The sequence below is a fragment of the Corynebacterium sp. HMSC036D02 genome (assembly GCF_001836165.1).
In the GTDB taxonomy this organism is placed as follows: domain Bacteria; phylum Actinomycetota; class Actinomycetes; order Mycobacteriales; family Mycobacteriaceae; genus Corynebacterium.
Genome location: NZ_KV827648.1, coordinates 95,774 through 117,084, shown reverse-complemented (window position 1 = coordinate 117,084; position 21,311 = coordinate 95,774). Strand labels below are relative to the sequence as shown.

At 61.5% G+C, this 21,311-nt stretch carries 20 protein-coding genes and 3 tRNA genes; 11 read left to right on the top strand and 12 right to left on the bottom strand.

Annotated features, from left to right (window positions below; all coding sequences use genetic code 11):
- Positions 1 to 564: 564 nt before the first annotated feature.
- Together HMPREF2743_RS00645 and HMPREF2743_RS00640 are read right to left on the bottom strand one after the other, a co-directional pair.
- Positions 565 to 1,209 (bottom strand): rhomboid family intramembrane serine protease, encoded by a 645-nt coding sequence (locus tag HMPREF2743_RS00645; RefSeq protein ID WP_070817999.1) that lies wholly within the window; start codon positions 1,207 to 1,209, stop codon positions 565 to 567.
- 70 nt (positions 1,210 to 1,279) lie between these two features.
- Entirely contained in the window at positions 1,280 to 1,810 is a 531-nt protein-coding gene (locus tag HMPREF2743_RS00640; RefSeq protein ID WP_039672975.1) for a peptidylprolyl isomerase, read from the bottom strand.
- A gap of 69 nt (positions 1,811 to 1,879) precedes the next feature.
- Between HMPREF2743_RS00640 and HMPREF2743_RS00635 the strand changes: the two genes are divergently transcribed.
- Positions 1,880 to 2,518, top strand: coding sequence for an HAD family hydrolase (locus HMPREF2743_RS00635; RefSeq protein WP_070817998.1), 639 nt, complete (start codon positions 1,880 to 1,882; stop codon positions 2,516 to 2,518).
- 27 nt (positions 2,519 to 2,545) lie between these two features.
- On the opposite strand, the gene metE is transcribed toward HMPREF2743_RS00635, so the two are convergent.
- Together metE and HMPREF2743_RS00625 are read right to left on the bottom strand one after the other, a co-directional pair.
- A complete protein-coding gene (gene metE, locus HMPREF2743_RS00630) occupies positions 2,546 to 4,810 on the bottom strand; it encodes a 5-methyltetrahydropteroyltriglutamate--homocysteine S-methyltransferase (protein ID WP_070817997.1) in 2,265 nt (754 codons plus the stop codon).
- On the bottom strand, positions 4,807 to 5,730 hold the full coding sequence (locus tag HMPREF2743_RS00625) for a methylenetetrahydrofolate reductase (RefSeq protein ID WP_070817996.1): 924 nt from the start codon (positions 5,728 to 5,730) through the stop codon (positions 4,807 to 4,809). Before HMPREF2743_RS00625 ends, metE begins: the two co-directional genes overlap by 4 nt.
- Before the next feature lie 362 nt (positions 5,731 to 6,092).
- On the opposite strand from HMPREF2743_RS00625, the gene HMPREF2743_RS00620 reads away from it, so the two are divergent.
- The 5 genes from HMPREF2743_RS00620 to HMPREF2743_RS00600 all read left to right on the top strand — a co-directional run bounded on the left by HMPREF2743_RS00620 (position 6,093) and on the right by HMPREF2743_RS00600 (position 11,292).
- Entirely contained in the window at positions 6,093 to 6,968 is an 876-nt protein-coding gene (locus HMPREF2743_RS00620) for a hypothetical protein (RefSeq protein WP_070817995.1), read from the top strand.
- A 168-nt stretch (positions 6,969 to 7,136) separates the two neighbouring features.
- Entirely contained in the window at positions 7,137 to 7,340 is a 204-nt protein-coding gene (locus tag HMPREF2743_RS00615; RefSeq protein ID WP_070817994.1) for a hypothetical protein, read from the top strand.
- A 72-nt stretch (positions 7,341 to 7,412) separates the two neighbouring features.
- Positions 7,413 to 8,987, top strand: coding sequence for an ABC transporter transmembrane domain-containing protein (locus HMPREF2743_RS00610; RefSeq protein ID WP_070817993.1), 1,575 nt, complete (start codon positions 7,413 to 7,415; stop codon positions 8,985 to 8,987).
- Complete coding sequence (locus HMPREF2743_RS00605; protein ID WP_070524960.1) at positions 8,984 to 10,777, top strand: ABC transporter ATP-binding protein; 1,794 nt, start codon at positions 8,984 to 8,986, stop codon at positions 10,775 to 10,777. The genes HMPREF2743_RS00610 and HMPREF2743_RS00605 overlap by 4 nt, the downstream gene beginning before the upstream one ends.
- A 23-nt stretch (positions 10,778 to 10,800) precedes the next feature.
- Entirely contained in the window at positions 10,801 to 11,292 is a 492-nt protein-coding gene (locus HMPREF2743_RS00600; RefSeq protein ID WP_070524958.1) for a GNAT family N-acetyltransferase, read from the top strand.
- 44 nt (positions 11,293 to 11,336) lie between these two features.
- Here HMPREF2743_RS00600 and HMPREF2743_RS00595 read toward each other — a convergent pair.
- Positions 11,337 to 11,409 (bottom strand) — tRNA-Ala (locus tag HMPREF2743_RS00595).
- A gap of 170 nt (positions 11,410 to 11,579) precedes the next feature.
- Between HMPREF2743_RS00595 and HMPREF2743_RS00590 the strand changes: the two genes are divergently transcribed.
- Positions 11,580 to 12,467: a polysaccharide deacetylase family protein gene (locus HMPREF2743_RS00590; RefSeq protein WP_070524956.1), complete on the top strand. Its 888-nt coding sequence runs from the start codon at positions 11,580 to 11,582 to the stop codon at positions 12,465 to 12,467.
- A gap of 181 nt (positions 12,468 to 12,648) precedes the next feature.
- Here the strand turns inward: HMPREF2743_RS00590 and HMPREF2743_RS00585 are convergent.
- The 4 genes from HMPREF2743_RS00585 to gyrA all read right to left on the bottom strand — a co-directional run bounded on the left by HMPREF2743_RS00585 (position 12,649) and on the right by gyrA (position 15,834).
- A tRNA-Ala gene (locus HMPREF2743_RS00585) sits at positions 12,649 to 12,721 on the bottom strand.
- 9 nt (positions 12,722 to 12,730) lie between these two features.
- Positions 12,731 to 12,807 (bottom strand) — tRNA-Ile (locus HMPREF2743_RS00580).
- A gap of 87 nt (positions 12,808 to 12,894) precedes the next feature.
- Complete coding sequence (locus HMPREF2743_RS00575; protein WP_070524954.1) at positions 12,895 to 13,242, bottom strand: DUF3566 domain-containing protein; 348 nt, start codon at positions 13,240 to 13,242, stop codon at positions 12,895 to 12,897.
- A 3-nt stretch (positions 13,243 to 13,245) separates the two neighbouring features.
- Positions 13,246 to 15,834, bottom strand: a complete 2,589-nt coding sequence (gene gyrA / locus HMPREF2743_RS00570; protein WP_070524952.1) for a DNA gyrase subunit A — start codon at positions 15,832 to 15,834, stop codon at positions 13,246 to 13,248.
- Positions 15,835 to 15,913: 79 nt separating this feature from the next.
- On the opposite strand from gyrA, the gene HMPREF2743_RS00565 reads away from it, so the two are divergent.
- From HMPREF2743_RS00565 to HMPREF2743_RS00550, 4 genes are read left to right on the top strand one after another with little or no spacing between them, the layout of a single operon-like run.
- Entirely contained in the window at positions 15,914 to 16,135 is a 222-nt protein-coding gene (locus tag HMPREF2743_RS00565) for a CopG family transcriptional regulator (RefSeq protein ID WP_070525256.1), read from the top strand.
- Positions 16,132 to 16,392, top strand: a complete 261-nt coding sequence (locus tag HMPREF2743_RS00560; RefSeq protein ID WP_070524950.1) for a cell filamentation protein Fic — start codon at positions 16,132 to 16,134, stop codon at positions 16,390 to 16,392. The genes HMPREF2743_RS00565 and HMPREF2743_RS00560 overlap by 4 nt, the downstream gene beginning before the upstream one ends.
- A 50-nt stretch (positions 16,393 to 16,442) precedes the next feature.
- Complete coding sequence (locus HMPREF2743_RS00555; RefSeq protein WP_070524948.1) at positions 16,443 to 16,889, top strand: hypothetical protein; 447 nt, start codon at positions 16,443 to 16,445, stop codon at positions 16,887 to 16,889.
- A 10-nt stretch (positions 16,890 to 16,899) separates the two neighbouring features.
- Positions 16,900 to 17,346 (top strand): DUF6918 family protein, encoded by a 447-nt coding sequence (locus HMPREF2743_RS00550; RefSeq protein ID WP_070524946.1) that lies wholly within the window; start codon positions 16,900 to 16,902, stop codon positions 17,344 to 17,346.
- A gap of 73 nt (positions 17,347 to 17,419) precedes the next feature.
- Here the strand turns inward: HMPREF2743_RS00550 and gyrB are convergent, their stop codons facing one another.
- The 3 genes from gyrB to recF form a co-directional block, all read right to left on the bottom strand.
- Entirely contained in the window at positions 17,420 to 19,465 is a 2,046-nt protein-coding gene (gyrB, locus tag HMPREF2743_RS00545; RefSeq protein WP_070817992.1) for a DNA topoisomerase (ATP-hydrolyzing) subunit B, read from the bottom strand.
- A 130-nt stretch (positions 19,466 to 19,595) separates the two neighbouring features.
- A complete protein-coding gene (locus HMPREF2743_RS00540) occupies positions 19,596 to 20,138 on the bottom strand; it encodes a DciA family protein (protein ID WP_070817991.1) in 543 nt (180 codons plus the stop codon).
- Positions 20,131 to 21,309: a DNA replication/repair protein RecF gene (gene recF, locus HMPREF2743_RS00535; RefSeq protein ID WP_070817990.1), complete on the bottom strand. Its 1,179-nt coding sequence runs from the start codon at positions 21,307 to 21,309 to the stop codon at positions 20,131 to 20,133. Before recF ends, HMPREF2743_RS00540 begins: the two co-directional genes overlap by 8 nt.
- Between the last annotated feature and the right edge of the window lie 2 nt (positions 21,310 to 21,311).

Genomic DNA, 21,311 nt, shown 5'->3' with positions numbered 1-21,311 from the left:
TCGAGACATCACCGTCTCCTTCGCCGGACATGAGGTTGTCCACGGCGCGAACCTCACGGCATCTCCACGCAATGGCGAGGCTATATGACGTCGATAAGCATCGGGTACAAGAGATTTTAGAGCTGGTCGATATGTCACACCGCTACGACCAGCAGCTCAAAACCTACTCGCTAGGCATGAGGCGTCGTATAGCGCTAACGGGAGCTCTGTTTCGATAAGCCACCTTTGGGAATTCCACGTAGACAACCGCTATTCGAAAGTACGCGATTCCCAACACCACCCCGCAACCGGAGCACCGTTAACACCTTGGGTACAAAGTTATCCACAGGGTGGGGATAACTCTGTGGAGAACGAATTCCACAGCCTTTCTCCACACCCTGTGGATAAGTGTTTTCACGCTTCCCACAGCCCGCACAAAAACTTCGAACACAACCTAATACGCTGCTGATCTGCGGTTATCTTGGCGCACATGTTCGGTAAATTACAAAAATGTAGTTATCCACAATGTGGATAACTGATGTGGAATTCTTTCGCACAGAGGTTTTGGTGGATAACACGCCCGAGTTATCCCCAAAGCCCAGCTCGCAGCGCCGCTAACACGGCTACCACGACAGCAATAAGCCATATCCCCAGCCAACGCAGCCACGCCCGTTGGCGAAAGAGGAATGGTGCCAACAGCAGTCCTGTCAGCAAACCGCCCAAGTGCCCCCACACGGAGACGTTCTCCGCCACAAAGCTGTAGACAACGTTTGCTACGACCAAGACGATGGGCGCTCGCAGGTCTAAACCGCGGCTGCGGTACACGCCGATGAGTAGTCCCATGAGCGCAAAGAGGGCGCCGGAGGCGCCCACCGTGGGTGTGCCGAAGTCCATCCACAGCACTGCGGCGGAAGAGCCAACAATGGAGATGAGATAGGCCGCCACATACAGCGCGCTGCCCAGGGCGCGTTCTACTTCCCTGCCCACAAAGAACAGCATCACCATGTTGACCAAGAGGTGCCCGGCGTCGAGGTGCATAAAGCCCGCGGTAATGACAGTTGCGGGGTGCTCGGACACTTCAGGGCCCCACAGCGTCCAGTCTTGGGCCAGCAAGCTGCGATAGTAGGGCGTAGAGAGGGTCTTGGCCTGGATGGCCGTGACCAACCATGCCCCAATGCACAGCACCATGAGCACCATGGTGACTGGCGCCGAACGAAAATAATTTTTCACGCAGACTCCTAAAACAACGAGCCCGCCACCACATCACGTGGCAGCGGGCTCAGATGAAAAGCTAAAACGCTTAGGCGATCTCGATGGACTCGATGACAACGTCCTCAGCCGGACGGTCCATGCGGTCGGTGGAGACCTTCGCAATCTTGGACACGACTTCCTGGGAAGCCGCATCGGTGACCTCACCGAAGATGGTGTGGTGGTTGTTCAGGTGCGGGGTCGGCGCCACGGTGATGAAGAACTGGGAGCCGTTGGTGCCCGGGCCGGCGTTCGCCATGGCCAGCAGGAACGGGCGGTCGAACTGCAGCTCCGGGTGGAACTCATCCTGGAACTGGTAGCCGGGGCCACCACGGCCGGTGCCGGTGGGGTCACCGCCCTGGATCATGAACTGGTCGATAACGCGGTGGAAGATAGCGCCATCGTAGAACGGGCCGGACTGCTCACCCTTGGCGTTCTGGGTGGTGTAGTCCTTCTCGCCCTTGGCCAGGCCGATGAAGTTCTCAACGGTTACCGGTGCGTGGTTACCGAACAGGTCGATAACAATGTCACCGTAGTTGGTGTGCATCGTTGCAGTTGCGGTCTTCTGAGTCATGCCAGCCATTGTATGGAAATTTCTCCCGGTGCGTCGTTTCGGCACAACGCTGTGAGCGATCTGCGTACGGTTACAAGCATGATCCGCGCCATTCTCTTCGATCTCGATGACACTCTCATGGACCACACCGCTGCGATGCATGCGGCCGTCGAGGAGTGGCTGCCGGGCGGTCATCACGAGCGCTTCGCGGAGATCGAAAAGAAGTGGTTCGCCGCCTACGAGCGCGGCGAGGTCTCCCACCAGGGCCAGCGCGTGGAGCGCTGCCGCGAGTTCCTGGGCCGCCCGGAGATGACGGAGCAGGAGGCGTTGGCGGAATATGCCAAGTATTTGGCCGCGTATGAAAAGCATTGGCAGGCGCTTGGCGACGCCCTCCCCACCCTCCAGCATGTCCTGTCCCGCGGCCTTAAGGTGGGCGTTTTGACGAACGGGGCTCGTGAGATGCAGGAGGGCAAGCTCAAGGCGGGCGGACTCGACCTGCCAGGCGTTGAGCTCTTTCCCACCGTGGAGATGGGCCGCCCCAAGCCGCACCCGGAGGCCTACCTCGAGGCTTGTCGGCGCCTAGAGGTGGAACCGGGCGCCACTCTCATGGTGGGCGATTCGGTGGCCAATGATGTCGAGGGCGCCCGGGCCGCGGGGCTCAAGGCGCTGCACTTCGATAGGGCCGGAAACGGAGACATCGCCGCGCTCAGTGAGCTCACGGCGATGGGCTACTTTTAAAAGGTTTAAATCCAAAGATTTAAACCTCTAGAGGCTGGCGCGGACCTCGTCGCGGGCGAGGACCATATTGCGCAGGGAGGCCTCGGTCTCCTCGTAACCGCGGGTCTTCAGGCCGCAGTCCGGATTGACCCACAGGCGCTCCACAGGCACGTTCTTCAGAGCGGCGCGGATGAGCTCGGCCATTTCCGCCACGGACGGGATGCGCGGGGAGTGGATGTCGTAGATGCCCGGGCCGATCTCGGAGTGGAACTTCTCATCGATGTCCTCGAGCAGCTCCATGCGGGAGCGGGCCGCCTCGATGGAGGTGACGTCGGCGTCGAGGCCGGCGACGGCGTCGATGATCTGGCCGAACTCCGAGTAACACAGGTGCGTGTGGATCTGAGTGGTCGGCTTGGCCTCGAGTGCTACGAGGCGGAATGAGCGAACTGCCCAGTCGAGGTAGGCCTTGCGGTCCTGCTCGCGCAGCGGCAGCAGCTCGCGCAGGGCGGGCTCGTCGATCTGGATGATGTCGATGCCGGCCTCCTCGAGGTCGCGGACTTCGTCGGCCAGCGCCACGCCGAGCTGATCAGCGGAGACAGACTGGTGAACATCATCGCGCACGAAGGACCAGGCCAAGATGGTCACCGGACCGGTGAGCATGCCCTTGACGTGCTTCTCGGACAGGGACTGCGCGAACTTCGCCCACTCAGTGGTCATGGCCTTCGGGCGGGAGATGTCACCAACCACGATTGGCGGACGGGTGCAACGGGAGCCGTAGGACTGGACCCAGCCGTTCTCGGTGACGACAAAGCCGTCGAGAAGCTCGGCGAAGTACTGCACCATGTCGTTGCGCTCCGGCTCACCGTGGACCAGAACGTCCAAACCTAGGCGCTCCTGCAGCTCGATGACGGACTTCACCTCGTTGCGCAGTGCCTCGGTGTAGTCGGCATCGGAGAGCTCGCCCTTGCGGTGTGCGGCGCGGGCGGCGCGAATCTCAGCAGTCTGCGGGAAGGAGCCGATGGTGGTGGTTGGCAGCTGTGGCAGGCCGAGGGCTTCCTGGGCCTTGTTGCGCTCGGCGAACTCCGGCTGGCGCTGAACCTGGCCCTCCGGCAACTGCGCAGTGCGATCCTGTACTGCCTGGTCATGGGTGCGGGAGGACTCGGCGCGGGTGCGCACGGCGCGGTCGGCCTGAGCATAAGCCTCTGGGGCATCGAGCGGGCCGGCGGCGAGTGCTACGACCTCACGGATCTTCTCATCAGCAAAAGCGAACCAGGTGGCGACGTCCACCGGCAGGGAGGTCTCCGCCTCCACGGTGTGCGGCACGTGCTGCAGGGACACGGAGGTGGTTACAGAAACGCCTTCGCCGAGGGTCTCGAGCTTCTCGCGCAGGTCGCGGAGGTTGGCGGCCCAGACATTGCGGCCGTCGACCAGGCCGGCGGAGAGGTGGGTGGCGCCGGCGAGCTTGGCCACGCGCTCGAGGTAGGAGTTGTCCAGAGCCAGTGTGCCCACGGAGAGATCCACCTGGACTGCTTCCGGCTGAAGCTCGGTGATGACGTCGAGGCCAGCGTTGAGAGAACCATAGGGCGTGGTCAGGTAAACCTGCGGGCGCTTCTCCGCGCCCAGGATGCGGCCATAGGCGCTCTTGAGTGCGGCGGCGAGGGTGGCGTCGTCAGCCGCGGCGAGGTCGGCTACTAGAGCCGGCTCGGCGAGCTGGATCCATTCGACGCTGGCGTCGTGAAGCTCAGCCAATACGGTGAGGTAGGAGTCCACGAGCTCATTAAGGTGGTCGAGCGGCTGCTTAGTGGCGCCCTCGGCCTGCTTGGACAGCGCCAGCAGGGTCACTGGGCCAACGAGGACCGGACGCACGGTGTGGCCAGCGGCGCGGGCCTCCTCGACGATCTTCAGCACGCGCTGCGGGCGGGCGCTAAAGGTCTGGTCATCGGTAATCTCAGGAACGATGTAGTGGTAGTTGGTGTCGAACCACTTAGTCATCTCCAGCGGCGCCGTGTCCTTGTTTCCGCGGGCCAGGGTGAACTCATCATCGAGGCTCTCGCCCTGAGCAGCGCCTACGGTCAACGCGGTCTCGAGGACGTGGTCGTAGTAGGCAACGTCGGCCGGGATGGCGTAGTCCTCAGTGAGGCCCAGCTCCTTGAGGCGGGCGTAGGTGTCGAGGCGCAGGGAGTGCGCGGCGGATTCGAAGGTCTCGCCGTCGATCTTGCCGGACCAGTAGGACTCCAGCGCGCGCTTGAGCTCGCGGTGGGCACCGACGCGTGGGTAGCCCTCAATCGTGGCCTTAGGGAAGGATGCGGTCATGGGGTGACTCCAATTCGGTTGAGCAGGTCAGTCGTAATGTCTGGATTGTTGTGCGTGTAGATGTGCAGCCCGTCGGCGCCGGCGTTCATCACCGACTTAGCCAGTTTGGCTGTAATCTGCATGCCGATTTCTTTCTCTTCCTCGGGGGAGGTCGCTGCCGCGAGTCGGTCAAGGACCTTGGTCGGCCCGTCCAACCCGGACAGCTGGCACATTCGCTCCACCCGAGCACGGCTCGTCATCGGCATGATCCCGGGGATGAGCGGAATGCGCACACCCGCCAGCCGAGCGCGCTGGGCAAAGCGGACGTAATCCTCCGCGTCGAAGAAAAGCTGGGTGATGGCGAAGTCTGCGCCGAGGCGCTGCTTGGCCAAAAGAACGTCGATGTCCTCGTCCGGCGTGGCGGACTCGGCGTGGCCGTTGGGGTAGCAAGCCACGCCCACCGCCAAGCGGCCGGCTGCCAAGCGCGCCACGCGGTCGGATTCCCAGCGGCGGATGAGCCGGACCAGGGAATCGGCGTGCGGCAGGTGCCCTTCGGGCATGCCGCCCTCCGGAAGGTCGCCGCGGAGGGCAAGGAGGCCGCGGACGCCGGCGTCGACCAGCGTGTCGATCCAGCCAACGAGCTCTTCCTCTGTGCCGGCGGTGCAGGCCAGGTGGGCCAGGGGACGCATCGCTGTATCGCGCGAGATCTTCTCAATGAAGGCTGCGGTTCCCTCCAGCCACCCAGAGCGTTGGGAGCTGGTGACTGCGATGTAGTCGGGGTTATACGTGGCGAGCGTGGCGAGCAAGCGGTCAATCTTGGCAGCGTCCGCATCGTGGCGCGGCGGGATCACCTCGAAGGAGAGAGCGGTGCGCTTAAGCTCCTTGGGCGTATCTTCGCTGATTTGGTCTAGTGGTGCGGATGCGGAAAGTCGCGGGGACATGCTCACCTCCTCTGCAGGTTATCGTTGTTTGTCTTCGGTGTTAATGTCCCAAAACGTACCAAGCTGTCCATTTCGGACGAAAGGCTTTTTACATTGGTAATACCTTTAGAACTCAGTCAGCTGCACCGTTAGCCCATAGCGCTAGTGAATAAAAACCCGGCCAATCCGTACAAAGCTGTCTATTTTCTTTGGACAGCTCGCGGCCTGGCATATCTGGTGGCGGGACCTGCGCGCCACCACTACGCTGAAAGGGAGTATCCAGCGCTAACGCGGGCACACCCGGTTCGGCGCCGACAATCACTCCATAAACAGTTGTCCAACTCAAATCACCTCAGTATTGACGTAAAGGAGCACCTGAGCCCATGAACCCCGCCGCCCTGTCCACAGCCATCAGCGCCACCTCCGCCCTGGTGGAGCGCCTCAAGGAACGCCGCGATGAGAAGGCCCGTGAGGCCTACTCCGCCCTGGAGACCGCCGCCGCCCGCATGGAAGAGCGCGATGGCGAGTGGTTCTCGGAGGCCCGCCGCGAAGCGGGTGCCGTAACCAAGGCCGCGCATGCCCGCCTCGAGCGCACCCTCGAACAGCTCAAGGAGCGCAGCGAGGAAGCCACCGAGAAGCTCTCTGAGGCTGCATCAGAGGCCCAGGACAAGGCCTCCAAGCAGTGGAAAAAGACCCAGAAGCAGGCAGAAAAGAAGACCTCCAAGGCCCGCAAGCAGGCTAAGAAGAAGGCTTCTAAGGCTGAGAAGAAGGCGCAGAAGCAGAGCGCCCAGCTGCAGAAGAAGGCCCGCCGCCTCAGCGGCAAGGACAAGAAGAAGGGCTCGAAGATCTGGCTGATCTCCGCGCTCGTTGCCGCCATTGCTGCCATCGGCGGTGGCATCTACTACTTCTTCGCCCAGAAGAAGGAGAAGGAATCCGCCGTTCCGCCGCGCGTTGAGGACTTCTCCTCCCCGTCCGCGCCGCAGGGCTCCACCTTGGTCTACACCTCCACCACTGAGGATGATGCCAAGAAGGAGTCCGACTTGGCTGAGGAGGGCGTCGTCGAGCGCGACGAAGAGCTGCTGGGCTCGCTGGATGAGCAGCTGGCCAAGCACCGCGAGGAAGAAACCGCTATTCAGGACGCCGTCGAGACCGAAATCGAGGTCAGCAACGCCGACAAGAAGGATGCCGACACCTCCCGCATCACCGATGACCATGAGTCCGAAGGCAAGCACCGCCTCCAGACCGAGGACGAGAACTAACCCCCCATCCTTGGGGGTGCGCATTTCGTTGCCTTGATCTCACTGCGTTGCCCCCGCGCGCGCGACCTGCTTGAATCGAGGGTCAACTGGCATCGATCTTGAAGGATCGGTGCCCGCGCGCAGTTTTCGCGCCTACGTCCTGTCAACAGCAGCCAAGGAGATCAAGGCATGAGCTTCGAATCACTCATAGTCAAGCTCAAGAGTGGGGACACCTTTTATTTTCCGGCCGGTGCCGTGAGCGGCGATCCGTCCACCCGCGTGGATAACCTGCGCTTTGCCATTGAAAACGGCACGCAGTTCAGCTCCGTCGATGATTATGGAGTCGACCGTGAGTTCAACGGCTATGACGTGGAGAACTACCACCTGGCTTAAGTTCCCCCAGTGAGTCACCGATCGTAATCTGAATCACTCCCTTATGCGTTGTGCGCTATAGGATGAGTTCTTATGACTCACTACCCCCGCATGAGGACGTGGTCGTGGTACCTCCCCGATGAGCCCCCTTCCGGGGAGGTCTCCCTCACCGAGACCACCGATTTCTCCCGGCCCGGCGCCGCCACGTGGCGTCTGCTCGGCGCCCAGCGCACCGGCGTTATCGGCATCTTCGTTGCCACCCTCATCAACGCGCCGCTGGGCGCGTTGGTCTCCGTCATCATCGGCCAGACCACGCAGTATGCCTTCTCCGAGCCCTCCTGGCGCACCGTAGCGCTGCCGCTTGCGGCCACGGCGATCCTCCTCTTCATCGCCTATATCTGCGAGGCCACGGCGGATGCTTTCACAGACTTATCCCAAGCACGCACCACCCATACACTGCGGCTGAACTTGCTGGATAAGCTGCTGGGTGCCTCCACCGCAGGGATAAGCCCCGGCCGGCTGCTCAACACGATGGATGAGGATTCGCACTACATCGGCCAGCTCAAGCAGATCCTCAACTTCCCACTGGTCATGGTGGGCTACCTCTTGGGCGCGGTGGTCAGCCTGGCCCCGATTTCCTGGCAGGTCTCGGCTGTGCTGCTGGTTGGCGCACTCGCCACCGCGCTGGCCTCCTGGGCCACCACGAAGCCGCTGACAAGGATCGCCGCGCGCCGCCGCCAGTTGGAGAACACCGCGCTTTCACTCGCCACGGACTTTGCTCAAGGCTCCCGGGTGATCAAGGGCCTCGGCGCCAAGAACATCGCGCGCCAACGTTTTTCCGACGCCGCCCAGGATTCCTTGGGCGCCATGCTCCGCGAGGCCAAACTTTCCTCCCTCATGGCCTGGCTGCGCCAGATGGTTCCCGCGTCCTTTGCCGTGGGCATTCTTGCCTGGACCTCCTGGGAAACCTTCGAGGGCCGCATCGCCCCCGGCGGGATGATGGCGATCACCATGCTCGTCCCGCCCGCGCTCACAGCATTAGGTGTGTCTCTCGGCCTGCTCACGGAGAACTGGGCGCGGGCTCGGGCCTCCGTGGAGCGCGTCGGCGAGCTGCTCGGCCAGCTTTCTACCAACACCACCGAAACCGCCGGCACCCCCGTCGATCTCTCCCCCGGATTGCACGTGTGGATGCCCACCACCACTGAGGGGCGCAACACCGTGGACTCCTGGGTGCGCTACCTTCATGAGCACGGCGCATTGTGCCCGCCGCACCGCATCTCCGTGCTGGAGGGGACCCTGCAGGACAACGTCGATCCGCTGCGCAGTGCTAGCGCTACGCAGCTTCACGCCGCCCTCCACGCCTCCGCCTGCGAGGATATTGTTATCCGTCTTGGTGGTCTTGGTCCCAACGGCGAGCTGCCCACCGCGCCCATCGGTGAGGCCGGCCTCAACCTCTCCGGTGGCCAGCGCCAGCGCGTCGCGCTTGCCCGCGCACTCTCTGTGGACCCGGAAGTTCTCGTGCTGGACAACCCCACGACGGGACTGGATTCGTTGACCTTGGCGGACGTCGCCAAGCGCGTGCGTGAGCTGCGCGCCGGCAAGATCACCGTGATCATTACATCCGCCTCCACGTGGGCCGCCAACGCGGATGAGGTGGTGGAGCTATGAGCCAGCAGGATCGCGCGGATGCCCTTGCACCTGCCTCCCCGCGGGAGTGTCTCCGTTTTCTGAAAACCCTGCCCAGTGCGCCCAGCCGGCTTGGCATCGCCCTTTTCTTCGGCCTGTTTACCGTTACGGTCATCATGATGAACCTGGTCTCCCAGGTGCTTGGCCGCGTCGTGGACATCATCCAAGGCGTGGAGCTACCCGTCCTCGGCACTGGGCGCGCAGCCATGGTGGGCGCGCTCATCGTTATCGCGGTGGGCTTCCTCGTGGAGGTCACCGGCCGCACAGTGGGCCGCTACCTGGTTACCTCCACTACCCGCCGTCTCTCGGTGGATCTGCGCACCTCAGCGCTGGACTCTACCCTCGGCGCTCCCGTTCCTGCCGTCATGGAACTGGGCACCGGCAACATCATCACGCGCCTGTCCAAGGACATCGACACCGTGGTCATGACCATCTCCATGATGGGTGACCGCCTCGTGCTCACGCTCTTCATGCTGCCGCTGACCGCGCTCATGATGATCTTCATCCACCCCGCTTATGCGCTGCTCTTCATCGCGGTGAGTTGTCTGCTCTACCCCTTCATCCGCGGCACCATGCGGGATATCCCCGCCGTGGCCAACGAGGTGTCCTCGGTGGAGGCCTACCGCAACAACGTCCTGCTAGACACGATTCGCGCCCTGGAGACCCTCCGTCAGTTCTCCCTGAAGGACTGGGCGCATACACGCATGAAGCGCTATTCCTGGGACACGGTACAGGCCTGGGGTGACAAGGTTCCGCTGATCAACCGCATCCTGGGCCAGGGCGCCCTGGCCTTCGCGGTGTTGCTCTTGGGTTCGGTCCTCATGTCCGTGCCCATGGTGATGTGGGAGTGGCTGACCCCCGGTGAGGCCACCGCCGCGGTGCTGCTAGTGATGCGTCTAGAGATCCACGTGTTCAACATCCTCTTCTTCGCTGGCGAGATCCAGCATTCCGTGACCTCCCTCGGCCGCGCGGTGGCCCTGGCCACCTTGGACAACAGCGCTGGTACGAAGGCGCTTAAGGACACTCCCCGGCTAAACGACGCCCCCACTATCACCATCGAGCACCTTTCCTACGCCTACCCCGGCGGGGCACGCGTGCTTGACGACGTCTCCCTAACCCTCTCCGCCGGCACCACCACCGCCCTGGTGGGTACCTCCGGTGCGGGTAAGTCCACGCTCGCCGCCCTCGTGGCGGGCCTGCAGTACCCATCGGCGGGGAGCATCAGCCTCGATGGCATCGATACCGCCACCGTGCCGAACACGTGGATTACAGAGCACGTAGCGCTCATTACCCAAGAAGTGCATCTTTTTTCTGGTTCGCTGCGCGAGGACCTACTCCTGGCCAAACCCAACGCCAGCGATGAGGAGCTGTGGCAGGCGCTCAACACCGTGGGCTTGGATGAGCATTCGCGGTGGCTGCCTCAGGGCCTCGATACGAAGATTGGCGCCGGCAACGAGGAGATCGGTGCGGAGGCCGAGCAACAGCTTTCCCTGGCTCGCATGATCCTGCGCCAGCCGCCGGTGCTCATCATGGATGAGGCCACCTCTGAAGCCGGCTCCGAGCACGCGGAAGTGCTCGAACACGCTGCTAGAGCAGTCACGAGGGGCCGCACCGCGCTCGTCGTTGCCCACCGCCTGGACCAGGCCCGGGAGGCCGACCGCATTATTGTGATGGAACAGGGTCGGATCGTCGAGGATGGCACCCACACCGAGCTCATCGATCGGGGCGGGCGCTATGCCTCAGCCTATGCCCAGTGGGAGCATGGGAAGTAGGTAGTTCGAAGCCGCCTTCTACCATGGGAGCTATGCATCTACTTTCCCTCACTGAAGCTGACCGCACTTACCTGGCACGTATCAATTTCCTCGCCGATACCTTTGGCAATGAGCACAAGGAACTCCCCGCGGGTTTCGAGGAAGGCTTTGACTACTACCTCGGCGGTTGGGAGCCTTCCCGCGGAGGTTTCATCGCCTGGGAAGGCCACGTCCCCGCCGGTGGCGTGTGGCTGAACTGGGGTACAGCGCAGCGCCATGGTTTCGGCCACGTTGCCGAGGGCATTCCGGAGCTCGCGCTAGCCGTAGAACCTCGCTTCCGCAGCCAAGGAGTGGGCACCATGCTTATCGACGCCGCCACCGAACTCGCCCGCGAGATGGGCGCCCCGGGTATCTCGCTCTCGGTGGCTAAAGATAACGACCGCGCCCACCGCCTTTATCTGCACCTTGGCTTTGAGCCAGTGGGCGAAAGCGATGATCACATCATTCTGGTCAAGCGCTTTAAGGCTGCTGAATAAGTCAACCATCAAAGTTAAAGGGCGCTCACTGTGTGAGCGCCCTGTGGAGCATAGGGGAATCGAACCCCTGACCTTTGCATTGCGAACGCAACGCTCTACCAACTGAGCTAATGCCCCAATACCTGTAGAGCGTACTCCTCCCAGTAGAAGCAGCGAAATCACCCCTAGGACGGGTCCAGCAAAACCTCAGAAGTCAACTTCTTTCACTCTAGTTGCGTGTCATTAGGGATAATGCACCTTCACCGGGCAGACAATAAGGGGTCTGAAAAAGTCTGTGGAAGGTTGTCATGCGCCGAAAAAGTGTTCTTGTCCGCTCCCTCATCGCCCTTGCCGCAGCCACGGCACTACCTAGCACGGCTGCCGCTGCGGAGCTTCCCGCACTCCCCCAGCCGGTGATTCAGCAGCCACAGCTACCGCAGCTCCCCGACGTCCAGAAGGACCTTAAGCAACTGGAGCGGGACGCCTACGACGCACTTCCCAAGGAGCTTCAAAACAGTCCTGTCTTTGCCGGCTCCTCGCGGCCGGCTGCGAAGCCCGCGCCGACCGGCAAACGGCAGTCGCAGTCGGTTGCTGATTCCACCTGCTCCAACTGCGTGGCTATCACCTATGACGATGGCCCCGGCGAGTTGACCGCTCAGCTCCTCGACACCCTGAAGGCCAAGGACGCCCAGGCCAGCTTCATGGTCTTAGCCCCCAGTGCCTCCACGCACCCGGAACTGCTGCACCGCATGAAGGCTGAGGGCCACACCGTGGGAAACCACACCGCAACCCACCGTGAGCTCAACAAGCTCTCCCCCAGCGACGTAGACGGCGAGATCAAGGCCGGTGCCGCGGCCATCAAGGCAGCGACGGGTGAGAACCCGCGGTGGATGCGTCCCCCGTACGGTGCCACCAACGGCACTGTGGAGGCCGCTGCGAAGGCTAATGGCCAGGCGCAAGCCCTGTGGTCCGTCGACACCGTGGATTGGAAGGACCGCAATTCTGAGCACGTCTGCGAGGCCGCGGTCAGCGGGGCGCAGCCCGGCTCCATCGTCCTCATGCACGACATTCACGCCACAACCGTAGGCGCCGCGGACTGCGTCATCGACGGTCTGCGCGCGAAAGGCCTAGAGCCGGTCAGCCTCGACCGCCTCATCCCCAATCCGCAGGCGGGAAGGCAGTACCTCACCCGCTAGCGCAGAGCGGCACGTGCTGGGGCCACGCTAAAGGCACCATGTGAAGACCTCCGGCGCGAAACCCCCAGGTGAATGGTTAAGGAGATCTGCATAAGGTGCCTCTAGTCTGGTCCTAGATCCCCTGAGCGGACAAATGCGAAAGGCGCCCAGCGTTTCCGCCGGGCGCCTTCCACTTATGCTGTGGAGCATAGGAGAATCGAACTCCTGACCTTCTGCTTGCAAAGCAGATGCTCTACCAATTGAGCTAATGCCCCATTGTTCCGTGGTGGGCCTAGCTGGAATCGAACCAGCGACCTCATCGTTATCAGCGATGCGCTCTAACCGACTGAGCTATAGGCCCTTGACCGGAACGAATAGTTACTCTACATAGGACCGGCGATCTATTACAAATCGCCTGGTCATATGTAGTTTTTCTCGGTGATATTCGCTAGTTACTCGGTTCGTCTTGGAGGCGAATCTTGAATCCGCCGAAGACGTCCACGATGGCGTTGTAGATCACCGCCATGATGGGCGCCAGGATGGTCATCAGCACAGCGATGATGGCACCAAACAGTGCGGCCGCAGAGACGACCAACCCGAAGGAGACCTCAAAGCCGCCGCCGACACCGCCGACGAGGCTATTGAAGGAATCCCAGATGCCCGCCTGGTCAAGGCCGACGTACAACAAGCACACGGCGATGAGCCAGGCCACGAGGCCGACGAGGGACATGGCCAAGCCAACGCGGAACGCCGACATGGGCGAAATCCGGGCGAGGTGAAGCTCTCGTCCAATCATGGGTTACTCCTCGTCCTTATCGGCATCCTTGCTGTCAGCTTCGTCCTGCTGGGAGTCTTCCCCAAGCTTGAGGTGCTCAGGTTTGACGTCCTCCACGGACTTCTCGCCCTTGGCTACTGCCTGGGCGTCTTCCTCGCCATCGTCCTCCACGTTGCGGTCGATGGCCAGCAGTTCGACGTCGTCAGCCAGATTGACCAAGCGCACGCCCATGGTGGCACGGGAGCTCGGGCGAATCTGGTTGACCTCAGTGCGGACAACGCCGCCAGCAGAGGTAATGGCGAAGATCTCGTCGTCTTCATCAACGGAGATGGCCGCAATGAGCTTGCCGCGCTTCGGTGTGTACTTGAAGGTCATCACGCCGAGGCCACCGCGGCCCTGCGGGGTGTACTCCTCAATCGCGGTGCGCTTGCCGTAGCCGCCAGAGGTGGTCACCAAGAGGAACTGACCGTCGCTGACCACAGACATGGACAGCAGCTGATCATCGCCGCGGAAACGCATGCCCTTCACGCCGGCAGTAGCGCGGCCCATCGGACGCAGCTGGTCATCGTCCGCGGTGAAACGGATGGCCTGACCCTGTTCAGAGGTGAGCAGGATGTCATCGCCCTCGTTGACCAGCTGGGCGCCGATCAGCGCATCGCCCTCGTTGAGGTTGATAGCGATGAGACCAGCGGAACGTGCAGATTCGTAGTCGGTGAGGCGGGACTTCTTTACGCGGCCCTGCTGGGTAGCAAGGACGAGGTAAGGAGCGTCCTCGTAGGACTGAATCTGGATGACCTGGGCGATCTTCTCCTCCGGCTGGAACTCCAGCAGGTTGGCCACGTGCTGGCCGCGGGCGGTGCGGCCAGCCTCCGGAAGCTCGTAGGCCTTGAGGCGGTAGACGCGACCGAAGTTGGTGAAGAACAGGATCCAGTCGTGCGTGGAGCAGACGAAGAAGTTCTTGACAATATCGTCCTGCTTTAGTTCCGCGCCGCGCACGCCCTTGCCACCGCGCTTCTGTGCCTTGTAGGCATCCACCTTGGTGCGCTTGGCATAACCGGTAGCGGTGATGGTGACAACGACGTTCTCGCGGGCGATGAGGTCCTCATCGCTAACGTCGCCGGAAGCGGCAACGATCTGGGTGCGGCGCTCATCACCGTACTTTTCGACGATCTCCTCCAGCTCATCGTGGACGATCTGACGCTGGCGCTCCTCGCGGGCCAGGATGTCCTTGAGGTCCGCGATGATCTCCTCGATCTCAGCCAACTCATCGATGATCTTCTGGCGCTCCAGGGCAGCAAGGCGGCGCAGGCGCATGGCCAGGATGGCATCGGCCTGGATCTCGTCGACGCCGAGAAGCTGCATCAGACCTTCGCGGGCCTCCTCCACCGTCGGGGAACGACGGATGAGCGCGATGACCTCATCGAGCATGTCGAGCGCCTTGACCAGACCGCGCAGAATGTGGGCGCGCTTCTCAGCCTCATCAAGGCGGAACTGGGTACGGCGGACGATGACCTCAATCTGGTGGGCCACGTAGTAGCTCAGCATCTGATCCAGACGCAGGGTACGCGGCACGCCATCGACGATGGAGAGCATGTTGGCGCCGAAGGAGGTCTGCAGCTGGGAGTGCTTGTACAGGTTGTTGAGGACAACGCGGGCCACAGCATCACGCTTGAGGGTGACCACGATGCGCATACCTACGCGGTCGGAGGACTCGTCCTCGATCTTGGCGATTCCCGCGATCTTGCCGTTGACCACGGACTCCGCGATGTTGGAGATCATGTTATCCGGGTTGACCTGGTAGGGCAGCTCAGTGATAACGATGGTCTGGCGGTTGCCCACCTCCTCGATGGAGGTGACGCCGCGCATGCGGATGGAGCCGCGGCCGGTGGTGTAGGCATCCTTGATGCCCTGATCGCCCACGATGAGGCCCGCAGTCGGGAAATCCGGACCCTTGACGCGCTCCATGCAGGCAGCCAAGGCTTCTTCCTCAGAAGCATTCGGGTTATCAAGCAACCAGTAAATAGCCTCCGCCAACTCGTTAAGGTTGTGCGGCGGGATATTGGTGGCCATACCGACGGCGATACCGCCGGAGCCGTTCATCAACAGGTTCGGAACGCGGGAGGGCAGGATAGTCGGCTCCTGCGTCTTGCCGTCGTAGTTCGGCGCAAAGTCAACGGTGTTTTCGCGGATATCACGCACCATCTCCATCGCCAGCGGCGTCATACGGCACTCGGTATAACGCATAGCTGCCGGGCCGTCATTACCGCGGGAGCCGAAGTTACCTTGGCCGTCGACCAGCGGGTAACGCATGTTCCATGGCTGGGCCAGGCGCACGAGGGTGTCGTAAATAGCGGAGTCACCGTGCGGGTGGAACTGGCCCATCGTGTCCGAGACCGGGCGGGCGGACTTTACGTAGCCGCGATCCGGGCGGTAGCCGGAGTCATACATGGCGTAGAGGATGCGGCGGTGGACAGGCTTAAGACCGTCACGCACCTCCGGCAGGGCGCGGCCGACAATGACGGACATGGCGTAGTCGATGTAGCTCGACTCCATCTCCTCATTGATGTCAATTGGTTGGATGCGATCGAAAAGATCACCGTTGTTATCACTCATAACGCCCTATCCTACCGTTCAGGGCCGTATAAAGCCGTTTGTGGCACAGCAGTGGTATCACAGTGATACCATTCGCGCTATGGCTATGACACTGCGCCTGACCCCAGAACAAGACCATGCGCTGACCTTGTTGGCTTCCGCGCAAGGCACCTCCAAACACGAAGCGGTGGTGCGAGCCGTAGTTGCGGCGGCCGCACGAACCCTCTCGGATGCTGCCGTGCAGGACACCGCGCGCCGGCTGCTGCCTGGGCGTGCGGAATTGGAGGCAGAGATCCGCCAAGCCCGGGGTGGGAGTCAGTGAACATAGAGCAATTGCTCCTCATAGCGCGGGAGTTCTGCCAGGCCCATCGGGTGCGGGTTACCGATTTTGCCGCCTTGGCCGCTGCAGCGGCCGCGAGTACGGCCACCGTCGAGGGAATTGCCGTCCATGGCAGCCGCACGGCGGCGGCTGAATCACTAGAAAAGATCTTACGCGCAGTCCCCGCGCTCAGCGGAAAGAATGAAGAATTCGCGCGATTTTGCGCCGAGGTCTATCTTTCTGTTGCAGAAGTTATGTAAGTTAAACATGATAAAGAAGTCTCTATTCCCTTGTAGGAAGGAATCCCCCTATGCCCTCGAAGTCTTTGAAGAAGTTCCTCGCCGCCGGTGTCGTGGCTACCACCCTCGCCACCGCCGCAACGCCAGCTGCGAGCGCTAAGACCGCCGACAATGACTGGCAGAACAACCTCAACCCCGACTTCGAGCAGGGCGAAGCCGGCTCCTCCCTCACCGGCTCCACCCCGATCGACATGACGCTCATCATCGGCGGTAGCATCGCCGCCGCAGCGGCACTGCTCAAACTAGTGGTGGATAACGTCCCGGCACTGCGCGCCCAGGTAGACGAGTTTGCCGCCCAGATCGGGATGGCCGGCTCCTCCGGTTCTTCTGAGAACAGCCGCCTCTACGAAGGTGGCCTCGACTTCGACCTCGAGCGCCTGGCCCGCACCAACGGCTTCCCGGAGATTGCTGACCAGCTCGCCGCGCTCAAGGCAGGCTCCACCGCACCGGCACAGTAAGCTCGCCTGTATGACAAACCTCACCCAGCTTCTCCAATCCCCTACCCGCAACGCCGTAGTGGCGGACTTGGCCACGGCCGCCGATGACACCGTCTCTTCGCTCTCCGGCATTTCCGGAATGGCCTTCAAAGGCGCTTTAGGCGCCGCCAAGAAGGCAGATTCTAAGGTCTTGTCCAAGGGAATCAACCACATGCTTCCGGAGTTGCTCAACAGCCTGGATTCCTACTGGAAGGAATTCGAAGGCTCTGAGCAGTCTGATTTCGGCACTTACCTGGACGGACGCAGCGCTGAGGTTACAGAGGTCATCATGAACACTGCGGACAAAGCCGCTGAGGACGTTAAGGCCCCTGGTATCGCTCGCACCTACAAGTCACTTCGCGGCAAGGCCTCCTCCATCTTGGAGCCCAACGTGGCGATCATCGGCCGTGTTCTGCAGCGCCACATGGGCACTGTCTAAGAGCGCGCGCTTGACGACGAAAAAAGCCAGCACCTCAGTTGAGGTGCTGGCTTTTGCGGGTTTTACCTAGCGCTTAGACGTCAAGGAAGCGCACGTCCTTCGCACGGCGGGTAATGAAGGAGCGACGAGCAGACACATCATCACCCATGAGGATGGAGAAGAGCTCATCGGCGCGCTGCGCATCCTCCAGATCCACGCGGCGAAGCACGCGGGTGGTCGGATCCAGGGTGGTCTCCCACAGCTCAGCGGCGTTCATCTCACCCAGACCCTTGTAGCGCTGGATGCCGTCATCCTTATTGATCTTGCGTCCCTGCTCCAAGCCCTCGGCGAGCTGCTCGTCGCGCTCCGCATCAGAGAAGGCGTAGCCCGGCTGGCCCTTGCCCCACTTCAGCTTGTACAGCGGCGGGTTAGCCAGGAAGACGTGGCCATCCTCCACCAACTGCGGCATGAAACGGAAGAGCAGAGTCAACAGAAGCGTGGCGATGTGCTGGCCGTCAACGTCGGCGTCGGCCATAAGCACGATCTTGTCGTAGCGCAGCTTGGAAATATCGAATTCTTCGTGGATGCCCGTGCCCAAGGCAGTAATGATGGCCTGGACCTCAGCGTTCTTCAGAACCTTGTCCATGCGGGCCTTTTCCACGTTGAGGATCTTGCCGCGCAGCGGCAGGATGGCCTGGAACATGGAATCGCGGCCGCCCTTGGCGGAACCACCTGCGGAGTCACCCTCCACGATATAAAGCTCAGTGCGCTTCGAGTCCTTGGAACGGCAATCCGCCAACTTACCCGGAAGGCCACCGAGGTCACCGGCGGACTTGCGGCGTACCAACTCGCGAGCCTTTCGCGCAGCCACTCGGGCGTGCGCGGAGGACACGGCCTTATTGATGATGACCTTGGCCTCAGCCGGGTTGGCATCGAACCAATCGTTGAGGTGCTCATTAACGGAGCGCTGGACAAATCCTCGAATCTCCGAGTTACCCAGCTTCGTCTTAGTCTGGCCTTCGAACTGCGGATCCCCAACCTTGACGGAAATGACGGCGGCCAGGCCTTCGCGGCAGTCTTCGCCGGAAAGATTGCCATCCTTTTCCTTGAGGAGCTTGTGCTCCTTGGCGTAGCGGTTCATCAGGGAGGTCAGCGCCGCGCGGAAGCCTTCCTCGTGCGTGCCGCCTTCATGAGTGTTAATGGTGTTGGCGAAGGTGTGGACGGACTGCTTGTAGCCCTGGTTCCACTGCAGCGCGATTTCCACCTCATGGTCCTCACCCTTAACGTCGAAAGCAACGATGGTGGGGTGGATGGCGGTCTTGTTCTTGTTGAGGTGCTCAACATAATCCTGCAGACCGTTTGGGTAGTGGTAGGTGACTTCCTTCTTCTTGGAAGTCTTCTCCTCGCTACCTTCGCCGTCCTTTTCAGACTTTTCCTTCTCATCGAGGGAGCTCAGGCTCACGGCGGAGTCGCCGGCTTCGGCGATCTCCTCCAGTTCGGCCTGTTCCTTGGAGATGGTGCGCTCATCGCGCAGCACGATGGTCAGGCCCTTGTTCAGGAAGGCCATCTCCTGCAGGCGGCGAGCGATCGTGTCGTAATTAAATTCGACGGTCTCGAAGATCTCCGGGTCCGGCCAGAAGCGGATGGTGGTTCCGGTACCGCGAGCATTATCGCCTTCGACGAGCTCATCGGGGATGGCATTGTTGAAGTTCTGGTACCAGTGCTTGCCATCGCGCTTGATGTCCGCCTCCACACGGGTGGACAAAGCGTTGACCACAGAGATACCCACGCCGTGCAGACCACCGGAAACAGCATAAGATTCAGAGTCGAACTTACCGCCAGCATGCAGCTGGGTCATGACCACCTGGACGGTGGGAACGCCAGAAGCGTGCATTTCCACCGGGATACCGCGACCGTTATCGATAACCTCGATGCCGCCATCTTCACGGAGGGTGACGATGACCTTGTCGGCATAACCTGCCATCGCCTCATCGACGGAGTTATCAACGATCTCCCAAATCAGGTGGTGCAGGCCACGGGCACCGGTGGAGCCGATGTACATACCGGGGCGCTTACGGACAGCCTCGAGGCCCTCCAGAATTGTGATTGACCCCGCATCATATGCGTGTTGTTCAGCCACGGATTCGTGTTCTCCTTTTGGCTAGAGCTAAATCTAAGACTCTAGCCATTCTACACTGTGTCCCCCCACGCAAGGGCACTGCACGTCCGTGAGAGCCCCAAATTTGCGTGAATTTCGCGATCGCCGAAAATCAGCCATACGTATCTTGGGAACCTTGCGGCTTGACCCATTGGCGGCCTTCATAGTTGCGGTGCTGCTTAGGGCCCTGAATGTGCAGCTTAACCACCACGTCCGGGCCCAGGCGATCCGCGATCTTTTGCAAGATGGGGCGCTGCAGGTAGCGCAACTCGGTAGCCCAGCTGGAGGAATCACACGCCACGTAGACAACCTGCTCCTTGATAGTGAGCGGTTGCGTATGCGCAGCGATCCGCTCGCCGACGAGGTTCTCCCAATTTCCCATGACCCAGCCATGAGCCAATTCGTGTTCCCAGCCGCGCTTGCCAATCTCTCGTTGGATCTGTGCGCCGAGGCTAGGGATCTCGAGGCTGCGGCGTCTGCGACGGCCATCAGGACCGCTCGGCCTACCACGCTGATAGGGCTTTGGCTTCTTCTCGGAAGATGTCTGTGCCAAGTTCATTTTGGGCGCCGGTTTATTGAGCTTCGGCGGATTCTTGGAATTGTTCCGCGTGCGTTCAAAAAGCGCCTTCACCGGATCAAAGTCCTGCTCAGTCATCCTCATCACCACCCGCGTCATAAGGAGCGATCTCAGAAACTCGGCCCTCGTCGGTATCCCGAACCGTGACCGTGAATCTCTCGATGGGCTGCAAGTTGCCGGGCAGATCCTCATCCACCGCCGCAGTGATCAGCACCTGTTCCGCACCTGCCGCGAGGTGAACGAGCTTCTCGCGGCGTTTGGCATCCAACTCAGCGAAGACATCATCGAGGATGAGGATCGGATCAGTGCCGTCCTGGCGCAGCAGGTTGAACTCCGCCAACCGCAAGGAGATGGCATAGGACCACGTCTCGCCGTGGCTGGCAAAGCCCTTAGCTGGGCTCGTTCCTAGATTAAGCAGGAGGTCATCGCGGTGCGGACCGACGAGAGAGATGCCACGTTCGATCTCTCGCTGGCGCTTGGTAGCGAGTTCCGTCAGCATCATGGCCTCGATGACCTCGCGGTCAGAAATGTCCACAGTGGACTTGTACTCAATATTCGCCGGTCGCGATTCCGGGGCAAGACCGGCATAGGCGGCGGGGATGAGCTCGCGGAGTTCGTCGACAAGCGCAAGGCGTGCCTGAATCACCTGCGCACCGAGGGAAGACAGCTGCGTATCCCACACGTCGAGAGTCGCCAGCGCCGAGGCACCATCACTGTCGCTGTAGCCGCGACGCAAGCTTGGCGACGCCGATTTCAACAACGCATTCCGCTGCTTGAGCACCTTGTCATAATCAGCCTTCACACCAGCCAAACGCGGCGTGCGTGAGGCAATGATGTCATCCAGATACTGGCGGCGCGCTGCCGGTTCACCGCGCACGAGGGACAAATCCTCCGGGGAAAATAACACGGTTTTCACCACGCCCAGGAGCTCACGCGGGGATTTCAGGCGCGTGCGATTAATCTGCGCCTGGTTAGCCGCGTGGGGTTTGATTAGTAGGTGTGCCGTGAGCTCTCTGCCCTGGTTCACCGCCGTGGCGGAGATACGAGCATTGTGCGCACCCTGGCGCACGAGGGGGGCATCGTGGGCCACACGGTGCGAGGATAGATGCGCGGTATACCCGATGGCCTCGACGATGTTGGTTTTGCCGAAACCGTTGCGGCCGACAAACAGGGTAATTCCCGGTTTCAGCCTGAGGGTGAGCTCGGGCCAGGAGCGGAAGTCCCTGACATCGAGATCGCGAATATACATAT

Coding starts and splice junctions, on each gene's coding strand:
- HMPREF2743_RS00565 (WP_070525256.1), top strand. CDS start 15,914: ATGGCTATGACACTGCGCCTGACCCCAGAACAAGACCATGCGCTGACC.
- HMPREF2743_RS00600 (WP_070524958.1), top strand. CDS start 10,801: ATGGGAGCTATGCATCTACTTTCCCTCACTGAAGCTGACCGCACTTAC.
- HMPREF2743_RS00540 (WP_070817991.1), bottom strand. CDS start 20,138: ATGACTGAGCAGGACTTTGATCCGGTGAAGGCGCTTTTTGAACGCACG.
- HMPREF2743_RS00615 (WP_070817994.1), top strand. CDS start 7,137: ATGAGCTTCGAATCACTCATAGTCAAGCTCAAGAGTGGGGACACCTTT.
- HMPREF2743_RS00635 (WP_070817998.1), top strand. CDS start 1,880: ATGATCCGCGCCATTCTCTTCGATCTCGATGACACTCTCATGGACCAC.
- HMPREF2743_RS00590 (WP_070524956.1), top strand. CDS start 11,580: ATGCGCCGAAAAAGTGTTCTTGTCCGCTCCCTCATCGCCCTTGCCGCA.
- HMPREF2743_RS00640 (WP_039672975.1), bottom strand. CDS start 1,810: ATGGCTGGCATGACTCAGAAGACCGCAACTGCAACGATGCACACCAAC.
- HMPREF2743_RS00620 (WP_070817995.1), top strand. CDS start 6,093: ATGAACCCCGCCGCCCTGTCCACAGCCATCAGCGCCACCTCCGCCCTG.
- recF (WP_070817990.1), bottom strand. CDS start 21,309: ATGTATATTCGCGATCTCGATGTCAGGGACTTCCGCTCCTGGCCCGAG.
- gyrA (WP_070524952.1), bottom strand. CDS start 15,834: ATGAGTGATAACAACGGTGATCTTTTCGATCGCATCCAACCAATTGAC.
- HMPREF2743_RS00575 (WP_070524954.1), bottom strand. CDS start 13,242: ATGATTGGACGAGAGCTTCACCTCGCCCGGATTTCGCCCATGTCGGCG.
- HMPREF2743_RS00625 (WP_070817996.1), bottom strand. CDS start 5,730: ATGTCCCCGCGACTTTCCGCATCCGCACCACTAGACCAAATCAGCGAA.
- HMPREF2743_RS00610 (WP_070817993.1), top strand. CDS start 7,413: ATGACTCACTACCCCCGCATGAGGACGTGGTCGTGGTACCTCCCCGAT.
- HMPREF2743_RS00605 (WP_070524960.1), top strand. CDS start 8,984: ATGAGCCAGCAGGATCGCGCGGATGCCCTTGCACCTGCCTCCCCGCGG.
- HMPREF2743_RS00550 (WP_070524946.1), top strand. CDS start 16,900: ATGACAAACCTCACCCAGCTTCTCCAATCCCCTACCCGCAACGCCGTA.
- metE (WP_070817997.1), bottom strand. CDS start 4,810: ATGACCGCATCCTTCCCTAAGGCCACGATTGAGGGCTACCCACGCGTC.
- HMPREF2743_RS00555 (WP_070524948.1), top strand. CDS start 16,443: ATGCCCTCGAAGTCTTTGAAGAAGTTCCTCGCCGCCGGTGTCGTGGCT.